This window comes from Bacillus sp. 11C (assembly GCF_055486375.1).
This window is the reverse complement of record NZ_JBUPVZ010000006.1, coordinates 70,833-90,375: the sequence shown is the minus strand read 5'-3', so window position 1 is coordinate 90,375 and position 19,543 is coordinate 70,833. Positions and strand designations below refer to the sequence as shown.

Sequence of the window (19,543 nt, the reverse complement as noted above, 5' to 3'; positions counted from 1 at the left end):
GCGTTACCCCTTCCATTCGAGGTGCGGGCTATTCATATAGACCATGATTGATCAGCGTTTTGTTTTCATTGATGATTCTTAATCCGGTGCAGCGGTCTCTTAAGGTGTGCGCGTGTCTGAAGGCATTCTTGACGGAACCCTGCCCGACACCGATTTCGTCAAAAAACGCAGGGCCTCCGGCTGATCTCAGCCAACCGGCCAGCACTTCTCCTTCCGGGAGCGTTTCATAAGCCGATTGAATGGCTTGCCGCCGGTGCGGAGAAAATTCGTTCAGCCCGTCATCCTGGGCGAGCTTTCTGTATGTGTCAGTTAATAACACAGCGGCACAGCCCACCTTTGCCCCATGGAGAATCTGAGGCCGGTTTTTCTCCATTAATTCCATCTCAATCCAATGGGAAATATGATGCTCTCCGCCTGATGCCGGGCGGGAATGATCTAAAGCCAGCATGACAAGACCTGATACAATTAAAGATTCCATTAAAACCTGTATGCCTGTTTCCGTTTTCATCGCAATGTCTTCTGTGTGTGCGATACAGGCTTCCAGCGCCTCCTGAACGATCTTAGCCCCCGCTGGAGAATAAGGCTCGCCGGCAAGGTGGCGGGATATTTCCCAATCAGCTAAAGACGTGATTTTCCCGAGCATGTCGCCAAATCCAGCCGCAACCATTGACTGGGGTGCCGCTTTTAATAGATCCAGATCAGCGAACAGCGCGGACGGTGCCTTCGTTTGGATGGTTGTTTTCGTACCGTATAAAATAAGCGGCGCCCCGGCTGACGTAAATCCGTCTACAGATGGAGCAGTCGGATAGGAAATAAACGGCAAATCCCTCTGAAACGCTGCGAAGCGCACGATATCATGAATCGTGCCCGAACCGACAGCGATCATAGCATCCGTTGTTTTTTTCGTATGGATCAGCGTATGAATGAGCGAGCGTTCATCAGCTGTCACATCTCCGGCTTCATTTTCCGGAATGATCAGGCACTCAGCCTGAAACCCTTCTTGATGCAGGCGGTTTTCCAAATCGCTTCCCGCAATGCGATGTGTATTCGAGTCGCAGACAAGGACAATCTGTTTGTTGTTTTTTCTTTTTACATAATCCAATAGCGAATCAGCTGCTTGTTTGCCGATAACAATTTCTTCAACTTCTATAGGAAGTGTCTTTTCTCCGGCGAGTTCAAAAGCTTGCTCAACGTCAGCTGCGATACGATTCATAACAGAATCCCCTCCTCAGCCAATTTGGTTATATCCTTAATGGATTCCAGCACATAATCCGGCGTGTACAAACGCTGCTCACCCGGTTTCGCAGAACCAGTAAGCACTAAGGCGCTTTTCATGCCATAAAGCTTTCCCATCGCAATGTCAGATTCAATACTGTCTCCGATAATCAGGCATTCCTGTGCGGACAGCCCCATTGCTGTACAGGCAGCCTCCGCCATCAGCCATGACGGCTTTCCGACAACAAGCTCTGTTTTTGCTTGAGCGGAAGCCTCTATCGCTCCGATCATACCGGCCACATCGATCGCATTGCCGTCTTCATTCGGAAAGGAGCGGTCTTTGTTCGTAGCCATGATACGAGCGCCGCCGGCGGCAGCTTGAAAGGCTTGATTTAAATCTTCGTACGTGAGTGTTTCATGAAGGGAGATCACAAGCCAATCCGCTTCCTTCGGTTCGTTCGCGTGCTCTACACCGGCCAGTCTCAGCTCGTCTGCCAAGCCTTGTTCTCCAAGCACCCACACTTTTGAAAAACGATAATGTTTCTTCAGAAAATCTGCTGTGACACTTGACGACAGAACAATGTCGTTTACATCAGCTTCAATCCCCGCGCCGAGAAGTTTTTTTCTGCACATGGCACGGGAGATATTCCCCCGATTGCTCAAAAAGACGATTTTCTTCCCAATTCCCCGAAGCGTACTGATTGCTTCTCTTGCCCCTTCAATCAATTCATTTCCTCTGAATACAGTACCGTCCAAGTCAATCAGAATGCCGGCCGGTGACACAGCGGAATCATGACTGGCCATAATACGCGTTTGCTCCGTGTTTTCGATAAAAATGCTTTTCGTGAAGGACTGTATTGATTGGGTTTACATCCTTGTTCAGCATCACGGAGTGATAGGCCATTTCCGCAACTGTTTCTAATACAACTGCGTTATGGATGGCATTTAAAGCGTCCGTGCCCCAGCAGAACGGGCCGTGGTTATTCACGAGTACGCCCGGCACCTGTTCGTAGTTATGATGCTGAAAGGTTTCCGCTATGACTTTTCCTGTATTCAGTTCGTAATCATGAATGATTTCTTCATCGTACATCTCTCTTGTACACGGAATCGCACTGTCAAAATAATCAGCATGTGTCGTGCCTAAAGGCGGTATGTCTCTTCCCGATTGCGCCCAGCTTGTCGCCCATTGAGAATGGGTATGGACAATTCCTCCAATGTTCGGAAAGGCTTTGTACAAATAAACATGAGTAGGTGTATCTGAAGAAGGCTTGAGCGAGCCTTCGACGACCTCTCCTTCAAGGTTCAAAACAACCAAGTCATCAGTTGTCAGGTCGCTGTATTCGACTCCGCTAGGTTTGATGACAATTCTTTCTTTCTCACGGTCAATGCCGCTGACGTTTCCCCACGTAAAGGTTACCAGCTGATGCTCTTGAAGCTTCAGGTTGGCAGCCAGCACTTCTTTTTTTAATGTTTCAAGCATGCTCCATCACCCTTTATGAATTCTTTTTGGCGGCAGATGAAAATTGAAGATTTTTGATTGTTTTCAGACGCTTCATCACATGGTTTTCTTTTCCGAAGTAGTGAACCAGTTCTTTATATTCAGCGTACAATTTTTCATACACCGCGGCGTTTTCGGCGTTTGGCGTATAAGATATATCTTTCAGTTTTCCCATGTGCGCCGCTGCCTCTTTGATGTCATTGTATCCGCCGTTTTCTTTACCTGCGGCAAGCGCGCCGAAAATGGCAGATCCTAGGGCAGGCGCTTGCGGGGAACCGGAGATTTTAATGTCCATATTTGTCACATCCGCATAAATCTGCATGACAAACGGGTTTTTCTCAGCAATTCCGCCGGCTGCGTACAGCTCCTCAATCGGAACCCCGCTTTCTTTGAACGTTTCGATAATCATCCGGGTTCCGTAAGCTGTCGCTTCAACTAAAGCTCTATACATCTCTTCAGGCTTTGTCAGCAGCGTCATGCCGAGCAGCATTCCTGTTAAATCAGCATCAACAAGGGTTGAACGGTTTCCATTCCACCAATCCAAAGCAAGCAATCCGCTTTCACCCGGCGCATGAAGGTTTGCCTTCTCACTCAGCAGCTCATGAATGCCAATGTTTTTTTCCTCTGCTTCCTTTTGATACGCTTGCGGGACACATGTCTTCACAAACCAGTCAAAATGATCACCGACACAGGACTGCCCGGCTTCATAGCCCGCATAACCCGGAAGAATTCCATTGTCCACGACACCGCACATACCGGGCACGATATGCACCTCTTCGCCTAGAAGTACATGGCACGTCGAGGTTCCCATAATCATCAGCATTTTCCCCGGCTCTGTGATGCCGACTGCTGGTACGGAAACATGGGCGTCCACATTGGCAACCGCGACAGCTGTCCCTGGAAGAAGGCCTGTCAGCTGTGCCATTTTTTCAGTAAGTCCTCCGGCTCTTTCCCCTACTGAATGAATAGAACCTGCTAATTTGTCCTTTGTAATCGTTTTCATTAAAGGATTTAATTTGTTAAAGAAATCATCTGACGGATAGCCCGCTTTTTCACTCCAAATCGCTTTATATCCTGCTGTACAATTACTTCGCTTGAGCGAGCCGCACAGCTGGTACACGATCCAGTCTGCAGCCTCGATGATCCGGTCAGCCGCTTCATAAATGTGAGGCGCTTCTTCAGCAACCTGCATGACCTTAGGAATCATCCATTCTGATGAAATTTTTCCTCCGTACCGCTGTAAAAAAGCTTCTCCTTCTTCTTCCGCGATTTGATTGAGCCGATCAGCATGTTTTTGAGCCGCATGATGCTTCCAGAGCTTCACATAGCTGTGCGGCTCCTCTTCATATTCCGGCAGCATGCATAACGGCTGCCCTGTACTGTCAACAGGCAGGATTGTACATGCCGTAAAATCAATACCAATCCCGATAATGTCTTTCGGTTCAACACCCGTCTGTTCGAGTAAAGACGGAATGGTTGTTTCCAAGACTTCGAGGTAATCAGCCGGATCCTGCAGCGCCCAGTCCCGCGGCAGCTTATGACCCGTTTTTGGAAGGACGGTATCGATGACAGCATGCCTGTATTCTTTTACAGCAGCCGCCAGTTCCTCCCCTGTTTCGACATGAACGAGCACCGCTCTTCCTGATAAAGTTCCAAAATCAACTCCTACTGTGTAAGCCAAGTGGCATCCCCCTTTCTACTTTTGAAGCCGGTAAAGCGCCTCGTTCCATTTTAATTCGTGTTTCAGCTTGTGAATTGTCGTATCACGGGAAATGAGAACACTTTCGATTCCCGCCATTTCTGCCCAATCGAGCATTTGCTCCACTGTCAGTTCATAAGACAAGCAGGTATGGTGTGCGCCGCCGGCTAAAATCCATGCCTCCGCCGCTGTTTTCAATGATGGCTCCGGCTTCCAGAGAACACGGGCCACTGGCAGATGCGGCATATCTTTTTCTATTTCTTGTCCGTTAACTTCATTCAAAACAAGGCGGAAACGCCCGCCGATATCAACAAGGCTTGCTTGAATAGCTGAACCGCTGATGCCGTTAAATACAAAACGTGCAGGGTCCTCTTTTCCCCCGATAGAAAGCGGATGAACTTCAATTTTCGGTTGATCCAAAGCGACAGTCGGACACACTTCCAGCATATGTGAACCTAGAATCATTTCATTTCCCGGTTCAAAATGGTACGTATAATCTTCCATGAAGGACGTTCTTTTTCCTTCAGCCATGATTTTCATCATTCGTACAAGGGCCGCCGTCTTCCAATCTCCCTCACCGGCGAATCCGTAGCCCTTCTCCATCAGGCGCTGTACGGCAAGTCCTGGCAGCTGTTTCATTCCGTGCAGCACTTCAAACGATGTCGTAAATGCCGTGTATCCGCCTTGTTCAAGAAAAGCGGTTAATCCAAGTTCAATTTTCGCCTGTTCTTTAATGGACGCTACCTTTGCTTCGTCACGTTTTGTTTCCTCGCTGATCACATAGAGCCGGTCATACTCCGCATAGAGCGTGTCAACCTCGTCGTCGGTGATGCGGTTCATCACCTCTACAAGGTCTCCGATGCCATACCCGTCAACCTGCCAGCCAAATTGAATATGCGCCCCCACCTTGTCTCCGTCCGTTACCGCGACGTGACGCATGTTATCTCCGAATCTGGCAACCTTAATATATCTGCTTTCATTTAATGCAGCCGCCGTATCCATCCACTGGGAAATCTCTTTCTTCACTTCTTCATCATCCCAGTAGCCTGCAACGACTTTCCGGCTCAGACCCATTCGCGAGTTGATGTAACCGTACTCACGATCGCCATGTGCGGATTGGTTGCTGTTCATAAAATCCATGTCAATCGTACCCCAAGGGATATCGCGATTATATTGAGTATGCAGATGCATAAGCGGTTTTTGATAAGAAGAAAGACCTTCTATCCACATTTTTGCGGGAGAAAATGTATGCATCCATGTAATGATGCCAGCGCATGTCTCACTGTACTCCGCTTCTCTTAACAGCTGTCTGATGGTTTCCGATGAAGTGACGACAGGCTTGTGAGTGATTTTATATCTGGTAGAAACCCCGCTGAGCCCCTCGCAAATGCTTTTCGCATGCTGATCCACCAGTTCCAGTGTCTCTTCCCCGTATAGGTGCTGGCTTCCTGTTACAAACCAGAATTCATAATCCTTTGTCTGAAGCATGTAATCTGCCCCTTTCTTCCTATAGTAAAACGCTTTCAATTACCCAAACAGATACGGACTAATAACAAAAAATAAACTATTAACAATTAATTTGTACGAACAACTTTATTATATTAGTAGGTTTATTGACTGTCAATCATTTTTGTATTCTTTTACAAAAAGAAATGATTGGTTACTAGGTTTTTAGGTGAAAAAACGTGTTCTTAAAACTATGATTTTTCTGTCAATTCATCTTCCGATTCCGCTTTCCATTAAAAAAAGCCCTGATGTATCAGGGCTAAACAAAGAGAATAAGATGTGAACGATTGGCTTTATCTTAATAAGACGGCCAGCCTGAGCTCCAATTCAAATCATTGATTAACATCTTTGGTATGCCGTTGTCTTTTGCATCATAAGCATGACGCACGAGTATGTTTCCGTTTACGATATCCTGTCCGCCCGGCCCTTTCCACTGTTCATTGCCGGAATCAAGAATCGTACCTCCTCCGTCCATCATGCTTTTACCGTTTCTGTCTACATAAGGACCTATAATATTTTTCGATCTGCCGTAAGCAATTTTGTACGTACTATTTACCCCTTGACAGCATTTATCGAATGACACCATTAAATAATAGTAGCCATTATTGTATGTTAATGTAGGGGCTTCCAGAGCGCCGCCGTTATTTGGTCTGGCCGCTATCGAATATAATGAACCGGTTGGTTTCATCGTATCTTTGTTTAATTTCGTTAATTTAATTCCGCCCCAAAATGAACCGAATGCAAGCCAAGGGTTTCCATCTTTGTCAATGGTTAATTCAGGATCAATGGCATTATAATTATTTGCGCTTGTTGTCCGAGTAACTAGCCCTTCATCTTTCCAGCTGCCCGAACTGAGATTAGTTGCTGAAGCAAGACCAATTAAAGAGGTATTGCTTCTAAACGAAGAAACCGAATAGTAAAGCCAATATTTTCCGTTGTAGTATGTCACATCCGGCGCCCATTGGTTTCGTTCGAAACTAGGCACATATTGACGCCACCACGATAAAGGACTGGTAAAAATTGATTTTTGAACTCTCCATACCCCGTTGCTGTCCGCTTTCAGTACACGAAGTCCGTTTTCCTCTGCAAGCCCTGTCCCGAAAGCATACCAAGTATTTCCTTCCTTTGCCATCGTCGGATCATGCAGAAGCTCGTTCGATGCTCCCCAAAAAGCGGCTGATGCCGGTAAAGCGGACAACATCACAGCACCAGCTGTTAAAGCTGCGCAAGAAAAACGCAATAATCCAGAAAACGCTTTCTTTTTCATATTCATTAAATCCTCCTTTTTTGAGATATAGAAAACTTGCTTATCAACCAGACTAGCACATATTTTCTATATATATCCTTATTGTAGAGTTACTTATTGAATTTGTACAGACAAATAAATAGAATCCGCCTTTTATAGCGGATTCTGATGATTTTTATTCATATGTGATTTGGTCAACTGTCTTTCGGTCTAATTTCTTAATCACTTCTGTAATTAATTTGACCGCATTTTCATAATCGTCACGATGCAGCATAGCCGCGTGTGTATGAATGTAGCGGGTTGCAATGGTAATGGACAGCGCGGGAACACCATTTGCCGTCAAATGGATGGCTCCCGAATCAGTTCCGCCGCCGGCAATGGCATCAAATTGGTACGGAATACCCACTTCCTCCGCCGTAGCGACAACGACATCTCGCAAACCTTTGTGAGAAACCATGGATGCATCGTACACGATAATCTGGGGCCCTTCGCCCATTTTACTTTGCGCTTCTTTCTCAGAAATCCCAGGCGTGTCTCCTGCTATCCCTACATCAACACCAAACGCAATATCAGGCTGAATGGTGTATGCTGCTGTTTTCGCTCCTCTCAGGCCGACTTCCTCCTGCACAGTTCCCACGCCATACACAATGTTTGGATGAGCTGTGTTTTGTAAATTTCTTAACACATCAATGGCAATCGCACAGCCGATGCGGTTGTCCCACGCCTTCGCCAAGAGGAATTTTTCATTGTTCATGACTGTAAATTCAAAATGAGGAACGATCATATCTCCCGGAAGCACACCCCATTCCAAGGCTTCTTCTCGGCTTGAAGCTCCAATATCAATAAACATCTCTTTTATTTCCACTGATTTTTTTCTCGCTTCAGGAGATAAAATATGAGGCGGCTTTGAGCCGATAACCCCTGTGATTTCCCCTTTTTTCGTCACGATGGTTACACGCTGAGCCAGCATCACCTGAGCCCACCAGCCGCCAACGGTTTGAAAACGGATAAAGCCTTTATCAGTGATTTGCGTCACCATAAAACCAACTTCGTCCAAATGCCCGGCAATCATAATTTTCGGGCCGTTTTCCGCACCTGTTTTTTTGGCGATTAAACTGCCAAGACGATCTGTTGTCACTTCATCAGCAAATGGTTCTATGTATGATTTCATCACTTGCCTTACTTCTCTCTCATTGCCCGGTATGCCTTTTGCATCTGTTAAATCTTTCAGCATGGTCAATGTTTCATCTAATTTTGCCATGTTCCAAAACCTCCTTCATCAGTCCTGCATTCTTATTATACAAAACCTGACGCTAACCATACGACTATTTCACTTGAAAATCGGGTATATGTTTTTAGAACTTTTCTTTTAAAAAAGTGAAACCTTTTTCTATGCTCTTCGTATTACATCAGATCATCACAATAAGGGAGGTGCCTTCACACAATGTTTGTCATGGTTCTAAGGATTATATTACTTGCACTTTTTGCTTATTGTATTTATGCCGCGGTCAAATATGTCGCCAGCCCAAAGAGAAGGCTCAAACTGGCCCAATCAAAAGAACATTTTTATATTATTGATGAACAGAACAATGCCCGTAAGAACTTTCAACTGACGTATAAAGGCGTGCTTTTCGAAGGAGAAAAGCATATTCCTTCCAAAGATCATCCGCTGTTTATCCATACCATTTTTGTCTGGACAGAATCTCCTGAGAAGCTGAAGCATTTGTCTGCAAAAGATTTTGAGAACATTGAAGAAAAAGTGCTGGAACGCTATCCGAATTGTAAGATTGACTGGGACCAGCCCATTAAAGTCGCAAAAAAAGCAGAAGAGCGCTAAAACGCTTTTCTGCTTTTTATAAATCAAACGGGCTGTAATAAATGCCAATCAAGACCGCTTCAATCAACAGAAGAAGCGGCACTCCATACTTAAAAGAGGCGTGCTTCGTTTTATGTCTGAAGGTTTGCATGCCAAGCCAGACACCGAGTGCTCCAAACACGATCGCTATCAGCCACAGCCTGTCTTCAGAAATTCTCCATTTGTGCTGCTGCGCTTTTCGTTTGTCAGCCCCCATCACCCAAAAACCGCACAGATTCATCAGCACCAAATAAACAGCAATAACCATGTTTCCCCATCCTTTATATAAAAAAGCCGCTCTGCTGGAGAGCGGCTCTATATGATTACTTGTTTAATTGAGATTTAGCAGTATCAGCAAGCTGATTGAATGCAGTAAGATCGTTTACAGCAAGATCAGCAAGCATTTTACGGTTTACTTCGATACCAGAAAGTTTAAGACCGTGCATTAAACGGCTGTAAGAAAGACCGTTCATGCGAGCAGCTGCGTTGATACGAGTGATCCAAAGCTTACGGAAATCACGTTTTTTCTGACGACGGTCACGGAAAGCATAGTTTCCAGATTTCATGACCTGCTGGTTAGCTACTTTGTATAATGTATGTTTTGAACCGAAATAACCTTTTGCTAATTTAAGAACCTTTTTACGACGCTTACGTGTAACAGTTCCGCCTTTTACTCTTGGCATTAAATTTCCCTCCTAATTGTTCCTTGTCCGATTACTTGATGTTAGCAAGCATTTGTTTGATGCGTTTGAAGTCTCCTGCGCTTACAACAGCACTCTTGCGAAGCTTACGCTTTTGCTTTTGAGATTTGTTGGCGAATAAGTGACTTGTGTATGCGTGAGAACGTTTTAACTTCCCAGAACCTGTCTTTTTAAAACGTTTAGCAGATCCGCGGTGAGTTTTCATTTTTGGCATGGGATTTCCTCCTTATTGCTTTTCGTTTTTCGGCGCGAGCATTAAGAACATGCTGCGGCCGTCCATTTTTGGTTTTGTTTCGACAGTCGCAACCTCAGCACATGCTTCAGAAAAACGGTCTAACACACGCTGGCCGATTTCTTTATGAGTGATCGCGCGTCCTTTAAAGCGGATAGAAGCTTTCACTTTATCGCCTTTTTCAAGGAATTTAATTGCATTGCGCAATTTCGTGTTAAAGTCATGCTCATCGATTGTCGGACTTAATCTAACTTCTTTTAAGTTAATGATTTTTTGATTTTTGCGTGCTTCTTTGTCCTTTTTCTGTTGCTCGAATCTGAACTTTCCGTAGTCCATGATGCGGCAGACAGGCGGTTTTGCATTTGCTGCAACTAACACAAGGTCAAGATTTGCGCGGCCGGCGATTTCAAGTGCTTCCTGACGGGACTTGATTCCAAGCTGGTCGCCATTTTGTCCGATTAGACGGACCTCACGTGCACGGATACCCTCATTAACCAATTGATCTTTGCTAATAATGAGCCACCTCCATAGTTTCTTCGAATTGATTCACAACTCATTTTGACTGCATTCTGCAGGCAAACAAAAAGTGCGGGCATTATAAAACACCCACACTACGAACATCTGTATCAATAAAAATGTACGGTCAACCTGCCAACTACATGCATGTGTCAATCAGGTGAGAAGCGGGTGCTTCTGCTTGTGATTTATATTCAATTCAATAACTATTCTACACAATGCCGGATCTTTAGTCAAGGATGACTTCTCCGGAACAACTTTCTCATTGTAACATGGGTTTTCTATGAGTGCAAGAAAGAAAAAGAAAATCTTTGCATTCTCATCCAGAATGTAAAGTGTCTGAACCAGTCAGCTACACATCATAAAAGACAAAGCCAAGGCTATCAGCCTTGGCTTATCCTCCGATCAGCTGCACGAATACAGGGATGACCAGAACCGTTACCACTCCTACTACGACAACAGCAATACTTGCCATCGCCGCTTCGACCTCTCCCATCTCGATCCCGACAGCTACACCGAGTGCATGCCCGGACGTTCCGAGAGCCAACCCTTTAGAGATGGGATTCTTTACTTTAAACACCTTCAAGAACAACGCTCCGAGCGCATATACAATGACAGCGTTAAAGATAACCGCAAAAGCTGTGATGTTGCTGATGCCTCCGATGTCTTTTGATAAAGGAAGCGCAATTGCCGTTGTAGCCGCCTGCGGAAGCATGCTTTTCATCACTGACGCATCGAGGTGAATGCCTTTTGCGAGCAAATAAACAATTGTGACAGAGCAAATAGAGCCAACGATAATAGAGGACATGATTTGCCACCAGTATTTTTTCAGCTTATCTCTTTGTTTGTACAAAGGAATGGCAAAAGCGATCGTCGCCGGTTCAAGGAAAAACTTAATGATTTCTCCCCCGTTATTATAGTCCGCGTAGGAAAAACCGCCGACTTTTAAAAATGCGATCCCAAGCACCATGGCAACAAACAAAGGAGTGAAAAGGAAGAAGCCTTTCGTTTTCTTAAATAAAAAAGTGCCGATGCCGAATGCAGCCAGTGATACGACAATTCCGAAATAAGGACTCATTGTGCTTTCCATCTGTTGAACCTCCTGTTTCCTTAATGGTGAACGAGTTCGTTATTGTTCTGCGGGCTTTGCACTGTTTTTGTTTTCATGTCCGCTGCGGATTTGCGTTTTCCGCTTAGCGAAAGAATCAGCTGAGAAAACAATCCTGTAGCCCCCAACAATATGATCGTCGCGAGCAGAATAACAAGAACAATTTGCAGACCGTATTGCTGCATCACACCAAGCGAATTCATAACAGATATGCCTGATGGGACAAATAAAAATCCGATCAAAGAGGTTAAAGACGTTCCGAGCGTTTCTACTTGTTCCAGTTTAATCACTTTTAAACATAATAGGAGAAATAATAAGACCAACCCTACAACCGATGCCGGGATAGGAATTGGGACAATAGCGGCAATCATATTCGAAACCAGCATAATGACGGCAAAAATAAATGCTTGTGTTAAAAACCCGTACACTTTTTTAGCACTCATTTTCTTCACCTCTTTCTCTTTGGTACCCCCATTATAAATAAGAACCACCCGTTATAAAGCGCTTACAAGGTAACATGCCGAATTACGGGACTGAGTTGCAGAATGAAATGGCTGAAATGCAAAAAGCCGCCCATCAAATATGGAGCAGCTTTTTCAATTCCTTCGCGTATGTCCGGCTCACCGGTATTTTCGATCCGTCTTTCATGATCAGATTATATGTAGAATTAAACCACGGCTGAATTTCTTTAATATATTCGGTATTGACGACAAAGCTCCGATGGACGCGGATAAAATCAGCATCAGGCAGCTTTTTCTCAATGACAACGAGCGTATCGCTGACTGTATAAGAATTTTCGAAGGTTTTTACATTGACGTGACCATCTTCCGTTCCGGCATAGACAATGTCCTTCGTATCTGCGATCACAATTGATTCTCCGACAGATAGCGCCAGTTTGTGCTGGCCGGCATGGCTGCTCTGATCTGTTTCACCAATATCCCGATTGACTTTTTTATATTTTTTTAACGTTTGCTGAATTCTTTCCTCATCGAAAGGCTTGGTTAAATAATCTAAAGCGTCCACCTCAAACGCTTTGAGCGCATATTGGTCATACGCCGTCGCAAACACAACAGCAGGAGGATGCTTCATTTTCTTCAATCGCTTAGCAATATCAAAACCGTTTTCTCCCGATAAATCAACGTCTAAAAACAGCAAGTCAGGTTTTTGATCCATCATTTGGTCAAAAGCAGATTCGATATTTTCCGCTTCATTGATCTCCATTTCTTCATTGGTCCGCTTGAGCAAGTAAGCCAATTCATCCCTTGCCAGCATCTCATCATCAACTATTAACACCCTGAGCATGTTCTTCTCCCTCTTTCATCTGTTGCATTGGCACTTGAAAGGAAACCTCTGTCCCTTTCTGAACCTCACTTTTGATATTCAGTGCAGCCTGCTGACCGAATAAACCGATCAGCCGCTGGTTCAGGTTATAGAGCGCTGTACCGGTTCCCTCCTTAGACGGAAACGGTTTCTTTCCCAGATCCGGCAGGACGTCCGGCGGAATTCCCCGTCCGTTATCCGTCACCTTCATATAGACGGATGTAACATCAGATAAGACACAGACCGTAACTTTGCACATGTCTTGTTTTTTCGGAAACGCATGCCGAAGCGCGTTCTCCACAAGCACCTGTAAAACAAACGGAGGGATTTCAATCTGCTCCAGCCTGCTGTCAATATTGAGTTCAATCTTATATTTCCCGGGAAAACGCGCCTGTTCTAATGACAAATAGGCGTGAAGGTGGTTCAGCTCCTTTGAGAGCGGAATCAGCAGCTGCCTCGCTCCTTGAAGGTTTGAACGAAAATAAACACTGAGCTGCAATAAGAGCTTCCGGGTTTTTTCAACATCCGTGCGGCATAATGCAGAAATCGTGTTGATCGCATTAAATAAAAAATGCGGATTCACCTGTGCTTGAAGCGCTTTGATTTCAGCATCTTTGAGAAGCTTGCTTTGCAGCTCTGCTTCCCCAAGCTCAAGCTGTGTCGAAAACAGCATGGCCAGCCCCTCAGCAAGCTCCTCCTCTACCTGGCTCAGGCCTGCCGGGCTTTTAAAGTACATTTTTAAGGTGCCGATTGTATTGCCGTTTGATGTCAGCGGCAGGACAATCGCCGCGTGCAAGGGACATTCAGCATGCGTGCATTCAATCTCTTCCTGAGTAACCGCCTTCATGATTTCTCCTGTTTTGATCACCTTTTTGGACAGGCCGGTGATCAAGCTTTTTGATGGAATGTGATGATCTATTCCCGCGCCGACATGCGCAAGGATCTTCTCATTATCAGTGAGAGAAACAGCATCTGTTCCGGTCAGCTTATGGATAATAGCCGCCACACTTTTACAGGAGCTTTCATTTAATCCTTGGCGAAAAAAAGGAAGCGTCTGGTCAGCAATCGTCAGCACTCTGTGCGTTTCAAGCGCCCTTGCCTGCTCTTCCTTGCGAATGATCGCTTGAATAATCGACAGGAAAATAAAACTGCCTGTTCCATTGATGAGTATCATCGGAATCCCGATCATGCTGACAAGCTCCCAAGCGTCACTAAACGGCTTCGCCATCAGCAAAATAATCACCATCTGCAGTGACTCCATTCCGATTCCCACAAGAGCGGCGATTCGCGGTGTCGGCATTCGGTAGCGCTTCGTAAAATACCGTCCGATCAAACCTGCTAGAACACCCGCTAAAACCGATGATACCGCACAGCTTAAGGCCGTGCTGCCGCCGAGCGAAAAACGGTGAAGGCCCGCCAGTACACCGATTCCCGCCCCTACAAACGGTCCTCCGAGAAGGCCTCCGATTTCCACGCCCAAAATACGGGTATTCGCGATAGAGCCCGACGGATCTATCGCAAACACCCAGTCATTGTTTACAATCATATTTTTTTGAATTTCGATGCCTGTATAATTGCTGATGATGCTGAAGAGAGAAAAAATAGAGATTAAAACCGCTTTTCCTTTATAGCCGTCCAGATTCTGAAGAGCTTGCCTGAAAAGCTTCGTATGGGCGAGAATAAACCCCAAAATCACAATAATCCCTACCCTTTCAAGCATCATAATCATTAAATGAATCATGCATGTCACCTATTCTTTCCGTTTTCATTCTAGCATGTTTTCGATCAATGAGCTTCATGACTGACTGTTTTTTTAAAATCATCTGAAAACATATTTCACAAGGCTTTTATCTATTGTAAAATAAAACATGAGCCTTTTGGCTGAAAGATTTGAATCTGAAGCAGAGGAGAAGATCATGAAAGCCGTATTTTTTGATTTAGACGATACACTACTTTGGGATGAAAAAAGCGTCAGAACAACATTTGCAGAAACTTGTTTACAGGCAGAGAAAAAATATGGCCTTGACCCGCAGGCATTTGAAGCAGCTGTTCGCGAAGCGGCGAGAGAATTGTACATGTCATATGAGACGTATCCATATACAGTGATGATCGGCATTAACCCGTTTGAAGGACTATGGTCCAATTTCTCAGAACCGATCAGTGAAGGATTTCAGAAGCTGAACAAGATTGTGCCGGAGTACAGAAAAAACGCATGGATAAACGGACTAAAGGCGCTTGGCATTGATGATCCCGCATATGGCGAATACTTGGGAGAGTTTTTCGCGGCAGAGCGCAGAAAACGCCCATTTGTATATGATGAAACATTTGAAGTGCTCGATCAATTAAAAGGCAAGTATGAACTGCTGCTTTTGACAAACGGCGATCCGAGCCTGCAAAAAGAGAAGCTCGCCGGCGTCCCTGAGCTCGCCCCTTATTTCAATGAAATTGTCATCTCAGGCGCTTTTGGCAAAGGGAAACCGGATGTTTCCATTTTTGAACATTGCCTTGAGCTGATGAATATTGAAACAGACGATGCGATCATGGTCGGCGATAATTTGAATACTGATATTTTAGGCGCCTCAAGAGCCGGAATCAAAACCGTTTGGATCAACCGGACGGATAAGAAAAACGAAACGGACGTGGCACCTGATTACATCATCAGCAGCCTTCATGATTTGTTTCCTTTAATAGAGAAATAAAAAAAGCATGATCTCTTCAACGAGATCATGCTTTTTAGCTTATTTTTTCGCTTCAGCTACTGCTTTTTTCACAAAATCATCAAGCGAAATGGTTTCAGAGTTCTGCTCTCCGTACTTACGGACGTTTACCGCTCCGTTTTCTGCTTCTTGATCACCGACCACAAGCATGTACGGGATTTTTTGCATTTGCGCTTCACGGATTTTGTAGCCGATTTTTTCATCACGGCTGTCGACTTCTACACGCAGGCCTTCACGTTGCAGGCGTTCCTGCACTTTTTTCGCGTAGTCTAAATGCACAGCAGGAGAAACCGGGATGACTTGGAATTGAACCGGTGCAAGCCATGTTGGCAGCGCGCCTTTGTGTTCTTCAATTAAGAAGGCAACAAAGCGTTCCATTGTTGATACGACACCTCTGTGAATCACAACCGGACGGTGCTGCTTGCCGTCTTCACCGATATAAGTCAGATCGAAACGTTCAGGCAATAAGAAATCAAGCTGAACCGTAGACAATGTTTCTTCTTTGCCGATCGCTGTTTTTACCTGAACATCAAGTTTAGGGCCATAGAATGCCGCTTCACCTTCTGCTTCGTAATAGTCATGGCCGATTTCATCCATTGCCTCTTTCAGCATGGATTGCGCCTTGTTCCACATTTCATCGTCATCAAAATATTTCTCCGTGTCTTCAGGATCACGGTAAGACAGACGGAATGTGTAATCACTTAAGCCAAAGTCTTCATATACGTCCTGAATTAAACGGACTGTACGGATAAACTCGTCCTTAATTTGATCCGGGCGCACAAAGATATGTGCATCGTTTAATGTCATGCCGCGCACGCGCTGAAGGCCTGACAGCGCACCTGACATTTCATAACGGTGCATCGTTCCCAGCTCCGCAATCCGAATCGGAAGTTCACGGTAGCTGTGAATGTCTTGTTTGTAAATCATCATATGGTGCGGACAGTTCATTGGACGCAGGACTAGTGTTTCGTTGTCCATTTCCATCGGAGGGAACATGCCTTCCTGATAATGCTCCCAGTGCCCTGATGTTTCATACAGTTCTTTGCTTCCAAGCACTGGTGTGTATACGTGCTCATAGCCGAGGCTGATTTCTTTATCGACAATGTAGCGCTCGATGACGCGGCGGATTGTCGCCCCTTTTGGCAGCCAAAGCGGCAAGCCTTGTCCGACTTTTTGAGAATTCGCAAACAGCTTTAACTCTTTGCCGAGCTTTCTGTGGTCACGCTCTTTTGCTTCTTCAAGCATGCGAAGATGCTCTTCCAGATCAGCTTTTTTGAAGAAAGCTGTGCCGTATACGCGCTGAAGCATTTGGTTATTGCTGTCACCGCGCCAGTATGCGCCTGCAAGGCTTAACAGTTTAAACTCTTTGATTTTTCCTGTTGAAGGAACGTGTACGCCGCGGCACAGGTCAAAGAATTCGCCTTGCTCATAGATCGAAACGGTTTCTCCTTCCGGAATCGCATCCAATAGTTCAAGCTTCAGGTCATCGCCGATTTCAGCAAAACGGGCTTTCGCTTCTTCGCGGCTGACCTCTTTTCGAACGATCGGGAGGTTCGCATTAACGATTTTTTTCATTTCTTTTTCAATTTTCGGCAGATCCTCCGGCGTAATCGCTTCTTCCATTTCTACATCGTAGTAAAAACCGTTTTCGATGACCGGACCGACACCGAATTTGACATCTTTATAAATGCGTTTAATCGCTTGAGCCAGCAAGTGAGCCGTACTGTGGCGCATTATTTGAAGGCCTTCTTCGGAGCCTTCTGTAATGATTTCCACTTTACCGTCTTCATTGATCGGCATTTTCAAATCGATTTCTTCTCCGTTCAGTTTTCCGGCTAATGATTTCTTCTTTAATCCCGGACTGATGGATGCCGCGATATCCTCTGTTGTTGTTCCTTTCGCAAACTCCTTGACTGCTCCATCAGGAAATGTGATTTTTACCATATCTGACATCTATGTCACTCCTTTTTTTGCATATAAAAACCCCGCCCCCTATGAAAGGGACGAGGTTGAATAAACGGAATCGTGGTTCCACCCTTTTTTCCGCAAAGCCAATATTCCGGCACTTGCGGCTCTAATCTCTGTAACGGGAGTTCCCGTCAGCCATTACTGCTCCTTATCAAGGGGTTCACAGCTGAAGTTCAAAGGCGGTAAAGCGAATGGTCCTTAGCTGGGAAGCTTGCAGCCATGGCTTCCCTCTCTTTGAGCCGGTTATCATTCCTTCATGTCCTTATCCATACGTGTGTCTATCTTAATCTCCTATGTATTATAAATTGTTCATTCCAAAAAATCAACACGATCGCATTACCTTTTTTCCAAACCGACAGCCCTATATATACAGGCTGCCGGCCCTTATCCTTCTGAGTGCTCTACCGGTATTTCTGCGTCTGAAAAAGCATGCAGCGGAAGCATTTCCAGTCGCTCTTGAAATACGTTTTGAATGGTCCTTGCCATCATATGCTCGGGCTGGTCGGTATAAAGCACCACTTCATCAGGCGCGATGGAGATCAGCGGCGCGAGCAAATGAGAATCAATGTACATAGGATGATCCCGGACAAATCGCCTGTCTATGTATTTCATTTTTTCCCGTTCCTGCACATAACGCAGCTCCCAAATTGTAAATGAGCCGTCATGGACAATATGCACCTTTTTGATTCGCGGCTGTTTGGCCGTTACATAGTCTCTGAGTGTTTGAATAAAGTTTTGATATTCCTGTTCCATCTTATATTCATCTATCGCCGCTTCCGTAATGTCTCTCAGCTGCTTGTAGTATTGTCCGAGCCGGAAGGTCTGAAAGGAACGAATGGAAAATAAGCCTTCCTCTAAACGAATCGTTTGGAGTTCATCCAAAATTGATTGTTTCCGCGAAAGCTTTAGCGGCTCAAACGGAAGATCGTCCGCTTCTCCTTCAATAATACTATGTGCGAGCTGAAGGATTTGCTGCTGTTCATCCTGATCCGTGAAGCAGTATGTTTCCTCAATCAATGACAGCATATGTTCGTCTTCTTTGCACTCTAAAAAAAATTTGACCAGAATCGGCTCCATAAAACGCTGAATAGAGATAGCCGGCTTAGCTTTTTCAATCCCGATTTTTCGTATGCCTTCCCGGACAATGATATAGTTCCGATCGTCCGAATGCTGAATGAGATGTAAAAAAGCGGCTGCATCATGGTCATCTTCAAAGATTATTTCAAGCATGTTTGTCCCCCCTTACGGCATCTGTTACAAGTATATGGGGGATGTTTTTAAAATAGACGTAAAGGTCATTGGCAAATGTTAATTTGATTCTTGGAACAAGTTTTGCATTTTCTTTCTGAAGATAAACGGCAGCGAAATAAACACGCTATACAAAGCGAGCACCATAAAGAAAGCCGGCAGATTTCCAGTTGAAAAGCTCGCTCCCAGCACATTCAGCGCGATGGTCCCCGGAATGATTCCGGCGGCCGTCGCCGCAAAATACGGCAGCGCTTTGACATTGGAAAGGCCTGCCGCATAGCTGATGAAATCAAAATTGATCGGCATGATTCTTAAAAGAAAGATATAAAAAAATCCGTTATCCTCCATCTGCTTCTGAATGGCTTCAAGCTTTTCGTAATGGCCGTTCTTTTTCGCCGCAAACAAACCGGCGGCAAAAAACGAAACAGCTGAAGCACACATTGAACCGAATAACGTGTAAAGCGTGCCGAGAAGCGGGCCAAATGCGAGTCCTCCCGCTAGAGAAACAACAGATACGGGAAATAAAATAAGAGGCCTGACGATGGATATCCCGATAAACATCAGCGGTGCAAAGGCCCCGAACGACAATACCCATATCCTGATCTCTTTCGGCGATAGATTCAAATACGTTTTATTTCCCCAAAAGATTACACCTGCACCTGCAAGCACTGCCAGCCATTTAACAGCTGTTTTTCGTTTCATACCCTCAGTTCC

Annotated in this window: 20 protein-coding genes and 1 other annotated feature; of the genes, 2 read left to right on the top strand and 18 right to left on the bottom strand. The window is 45.1% G+C overall.

The window, feature by feature from the left end; all coding sequences use genetic code 11:
• Positions 1-28: 28 nt before the first annotated feature.
• From egsA to ACY3LV_RS10550, 7 genes are all read right to left on the bottom strand, one after another.
• The gene (egsA, locus tag ACY3LV_RS10580; protein ID WP_464863751.1) at positions 29-1,213 is read right to left on the bottom strand and encodes a sn-glycerol-1-phosphate dehydrogenase; all 1,185 of its coding nucleotides are present in this window, start codon (positions 1,211-1,213) and stop codon (positions 29-31) included.
• A complete protein-coding gene (locus tag ACY3LV_RS10575; protein WP_464863750.1) occupies positions 1,210-2,019 on the bottom strand; it encodes an HAD-IIA family hydrolase in 810 nt (269 codons plus the stop codon). The genes egsA and ACY3LV_RS10575 overlap by 4 nt, the downstream gene beginning before the upstream one ends.
• Positions 2,006-2,695 (bottom strand): L-ribulose-5-phosphate 4-epimerase, encoded by a 690-nt coding sequence (gene araD, locus ACY3LV_RS10570; RefSeq protein WP_464863749.1) that lies wholly within the window; start codon positions 2,693-2,695, stop codon positions 2,006-2,008. The genes ACY3LV_RS10575 and araD overlap by 14 nt, the downstream gene beginning before the upstream one ends.
• A 13-nt stretch (positions 2,696-2,708) precedes the next feature.
• On the bottom strand, positions 2,709-4,394 hold the full coding sequence (araB, locus tag ACY3LV_RS10565; RefSeq protein WP_464863748.1) for a ribulokinase: 1,686 nt from the start codon (positions 4,392-4,394) through the stop codon (positions 2,709-2,711).
• Positions 4,395-4,409: 15 nt separating this feature from the next.
• Positions 4,410-5,900 (bottom strand): L-arabinose isomerase, encoded by a 1,491-nt coding sequence (gene araA, locus ACY3LV_RS10560; protein WP_333517287.1) that lies wholly within the window; start codon positions 5,898-5,900, stop codon positions 4,410-4,412.
• 316 nt (positions 5,901-6,216) lie between these two features.
• Positions 6,217-7,185, bottom strand: coding sequence for a glycoside hydrolase family 43 protein (locus tag ACY3LV_RS10555; protein WP_464863799.1), 969 nt, complete (start codon positions 7,183-7,185; stop codon positions 6,217-6,219).
• A 154-nt stretch (positions 7,186-7,339) separates the two neighbouring features.
• Positions 7,340-8,425, bottom strand: coding sequence for a M42 family metallopeptidase (locus ACY3LV_RS10550; RefSeq protein WP_464863747.1), 1,086 nt, complete (start codon positions 8,423-8,425; stop codon positions 7,340-7,342).
• Positions 8,426-8,608: 183 nt separating this feature from the next.
• Here ACY3LV_RS10550 and ysdB point away from each other — a divergent pair, with 183 nt between their 5' ends.
• Positions 8,609-9,001 carry a sigma W pathway protein YsdB gene (gene ysdB / locus ACY3LV_RS10545; protein WP_148962303.1) on the top strand — a complete coding sequence of 131 codons (393 nt, stop codon included), beginning with the start codon at positions 8,609-8,611 and terminating at the stop codon, positions 8,999-9,001.
• A 16-nt stretch (positions 9,002-9,017) separates the two neighbouring features.
• Here the strand turns inward: ysdB and ACY3LV_RS10540 are convergent, their stop codons facing one another.
• The 8 genes from ACY3LV_RS10540 to lytS all read right to left on the bottom strand — a co-directional run bounded on the left by ACY3LV_RS10540 (position 9,018) and on the right by lytS (position 14,637).
• Positions 9,018-9,287, bottom strand: coding sequence for a DUF1294 domain-containing protein (locus ACY3LV_RS10540; protein ID WP_087992398.1), 270 nt, complete (start codon positions 9,285-9,287; stop codon positions 9,018-9,020).
• A 55-nt stretch (positions 9,288-9,342) separates the two neighbouring features.
• On the bottom strand, positions 9,343-9,702 hold the full coding sequence (rplT, locus tag ACY3LV_RS10535; RefSeq protein WP_087992399.1) for a 50S ribosomal protein L20: 360 nt from the start codon (positions 9,700-9,702) through the stop codon (positions 9,343-9,345).
• Positions 9,703-9,733: 31 nt separating this feature from the next.
• Positions 9,734-9,934, bottom strand: coding sequence for a 50S ribosomal protein L35 (rpmI, locus tag ACY3LV_RS10530; RefSeq protein WP_003222418.1), 201 nt, complete (start codon positions 9,932-9,934; stop codon positions 9,734-9,736).
• A 12-nt stretch (positions 9,935-9,946) separates the two neighbouring features.
• On the bottom strand, positions 9,947-10,468 hold the full coding sequence (infC, locus tag ACY3LV_RS10525; protein ID WP_071543361.1) for a translation initiation factor IF-3: 522 nt from the start codon (positions 10,466-10,468) through the stop codon (positions 9,947-9,949).
• 58 nt (positions 10,469-10,526) lie between these two features.
• Positions 10,527-10,657, bottom strand: a sequence feature (ribosomal protein L20 leader region).
• Between the two features lie 205 nt (positions 10,658-10,862).
• A complete protein-coding gene (gene lrgB / locus ACY3LV_RS10520) occupies positions 10,863-11,558 on the bottom strand; it encodes an antiholin-like protein LrgB (protein WP_148962304.1) in 696 nt (231 codons plus the stop codon).
• Between the two features lie 20 nt (positions 11,559-11,578).
• A complete protein-coding gene (gene lrgA / locus ACY3LV_RS10515) occupies positions 11,579-12,019 on the bottom strand; it encodes an antiholin-like murein hydrolase modulator LrgA (RefSeq protein ID WP_087992402.1) in 441 nt (146 codons plus the stop codon).
• A gap of 133 nt (positions 12,020-12,152) precedes the next feature.
• Positions 12,153-12,878, bottom strand: coding sequence for a two-component system response regulator LytT (gene lytT, locus ACY3LV_RS10510; protein WP_333517292.1), 726 nt, complete (start codon positions 12,876-12,878; stop codon positions 12,153-12,155).
• Positions 12,856-14,637 (bottom strand): two-component system sensor histidine kinase LytS, encoded by a 1,782-nt coding sequence (gene lytS / locus ACY3LV_RS10505; RefSeq protein WP_464863746.1) that lies wholly within the window; start codon positions 14,635-14,637, stop codon positions 12,856-12,858. The genes lytT and lytS overlap by 23 nt, the downstream gene beginning before the upstream one ends.
• A gap of 175 nt (positions 14,638-14,812) precedes the next feature.
• Between lytS and ACY3LV_RS10500 the strand changes: the two genes are divergently transcribed.
• Positions 14,813-15,595, top strand: coding sequence for an HAD family hydrolase (locus ACY3LV_RS10500; protein ID WP_464863745.1), 783 nt, complete (start codon positions 14,813-14,815; stop codon positions 15,593-15,595).
• A gap of 39 nt (positions 15,596-15,634) precedes the next feature.
• Here ACY3LV_RS10500 and thrS read toward each other — a convergent pair whose 3' ends face one another.
• From thrS to ACY3LV_RS10485, 3 genes are all read right to left on the bottom strand, one after another.
• On the bottom strand, positions 15,635-17,566 hold the full coding sequence (gene thrS / locus ACY3LV_RS10495) for a threonine--tRNA ligase (RefSeq protein WP_087992405.1): 1,932 nt from the start codon (positions 17,564-17,566) through the stop codon (positions 15,635-15,637).
• A gap of 399 nt (positions 17,567-17,965) precedes the next feature.
• Positions 17,966-18,811 carry a putative sporulation protein YtxC gene (ytxC, locus tag ACY3LV_RS10490; RefSeq protein WP_148962310.1) on the bottom strand — a complete coding sequence of 282 codons (846 nt, stop codon included), beginning with the start codon at positions 18,809-18,811 and terminating at the stop codon, positions 17,966-17,968.
• 78 nt (positions 18,812-18,889) lie between these two features.
• Positions 18,890-19,531: a TVP38/TMEM64 family protein gene (locus ACY3LV_RS10485; RefSeq protein WP_333561470.1), complete on the bottom strand. Its 642-nt coding sequence runs from the start codon at positions 19,529-19,531 to the stop codon at positions 18,890-18,892.
• Positions 19,532-19,543: the final 12 nt, after the last annotated feature.

Excerpts from the sequence above, each read along its gene's own strand:
- egsA (WP_464863751.1), bottom strand. The coding sequence starts at position 1,213 with ATGAATCGTATCGCAGCTGACGTTGAGCAAGCTTTTGAACTCGCCGGA.
- ACY3LV_RS10575 (WP_464863750.1), bottom strand. The coding sequence starts at position 2,019 with ATGGCCAGTCATGATTCCGCTGTGTCACCGGCCGGCATTCTGATTGAC.
- araD (WP_464863749.1), bottom strand. The coding sequence starts at position 2,695 with ATGCTTGAAACATTAAAAAAAGAAGTGCTGGCTGCCAACCTGAAGCTT.
- araA (WP_333517287.1), bottom strand. The coding sequence starts at position 5,900 with ATGCTTCAGACAAAGGATTATGAATTCTGGTTTGTAACAGGAAGCCAG.
- ACY3LV_RS10555 (WP_464863799.1), bottom strand. The coding sequence starts at position 7,185 with ATGAAAAAGAAAGCGTTTTCTGGATTATTGCGTTTTTCTTGCGCAGCT.
- ACY3LV_RS10550 (WP_464863747.1), bottom strand. The coding sequence starts at position 8,425 with ATGGCAAAATTAGATGAAACATTGACCATGCTGAAAGATTTAACAGAT.
- ysdB (WP_148962303.1), top strand. The coding sequence starts at position 8,609 with ATGTTTGTCATGGTTCTAAGGATTATATTACTTGCACTTTTTGCTTAT.
- ACY3LV_RS10540 (WP_087992398.1), bottom strand. The coding sequence starts at position 9,287 with ATGGTTATTGCTGTTTATTTGGTGCTGATGAATCTGTGCGGTTTTTGG.
- rplT (WP_087992399.1), bottom strand. The coding sequence starts at position 9,702 with ATGCCAAGAGTAAAAGGCGGAACTGTTACACGTAAGCGTCGTAAAAAG.
- rpmI (WP_003222418.1), bottom strand. The coding sequence starts at position 9,934 with ATGCCAAAAATGAAAACTCACCGCGGATCTGCTAAACGTTTTAAAAAG.
- lrgB (WP_148962304.1), bottom strand. The coding sequence starts at position 11,558 with ATGGAAAGCACAATGAGTCCTTATTTCGGAATTGTCGTATCACTGGCT.
- lrgA (WP_087992402.1), bottom strand. The coding sequence starts at position 12,019 with ATGAGTGCTAAAAAAGTGTACGGGTTTTTAACACAAGCATTTATTTTT.
- lytT (WP_333517292.1), bottom strand. The coding sequence starts at position 12,878 with ATGCTCAGGGTGTTAATAGTTGATGATGAGATGCTGGCAAGGGATGAA.
- lytS (WP_464863746.1), bottom strand. The coding sequence starts at position 14,637 with ATGATTCATTTAATGATTATGATGCTTGAAAGGGTAGGGATTATTGTG.
- ACY3LV_RS10500 (WP_464863745.1), top strand. The coding sequence starts at position 14,813 with ATGAAAGCCGTATTTTTTGATTTAGACGATACACTACTTTGGGATGAA.
- thrS (WP_087992405.1), bottom strand. The coding sequence starts at position 17,566 with ATGTCAGATATGGTAAAAATCACATTTCCTGATGGAGCAGTCAAGGAG.
- ytxC (WP_148962310.1), bottom strand. The coding sequence starts at position 18,811 with ATGCTTGAAATAATCTTTGAAGATGACCATGATGCAGCCGCTTTTTTA.
- ACY3LV_RS10485 (WP_333561470.1), bottom strand. The coding sequence starts at position 19,531 with ATGAAACGAAAAACAGCTGTTAAATGGCTGGCAGTGCTTGCAGGTGCA.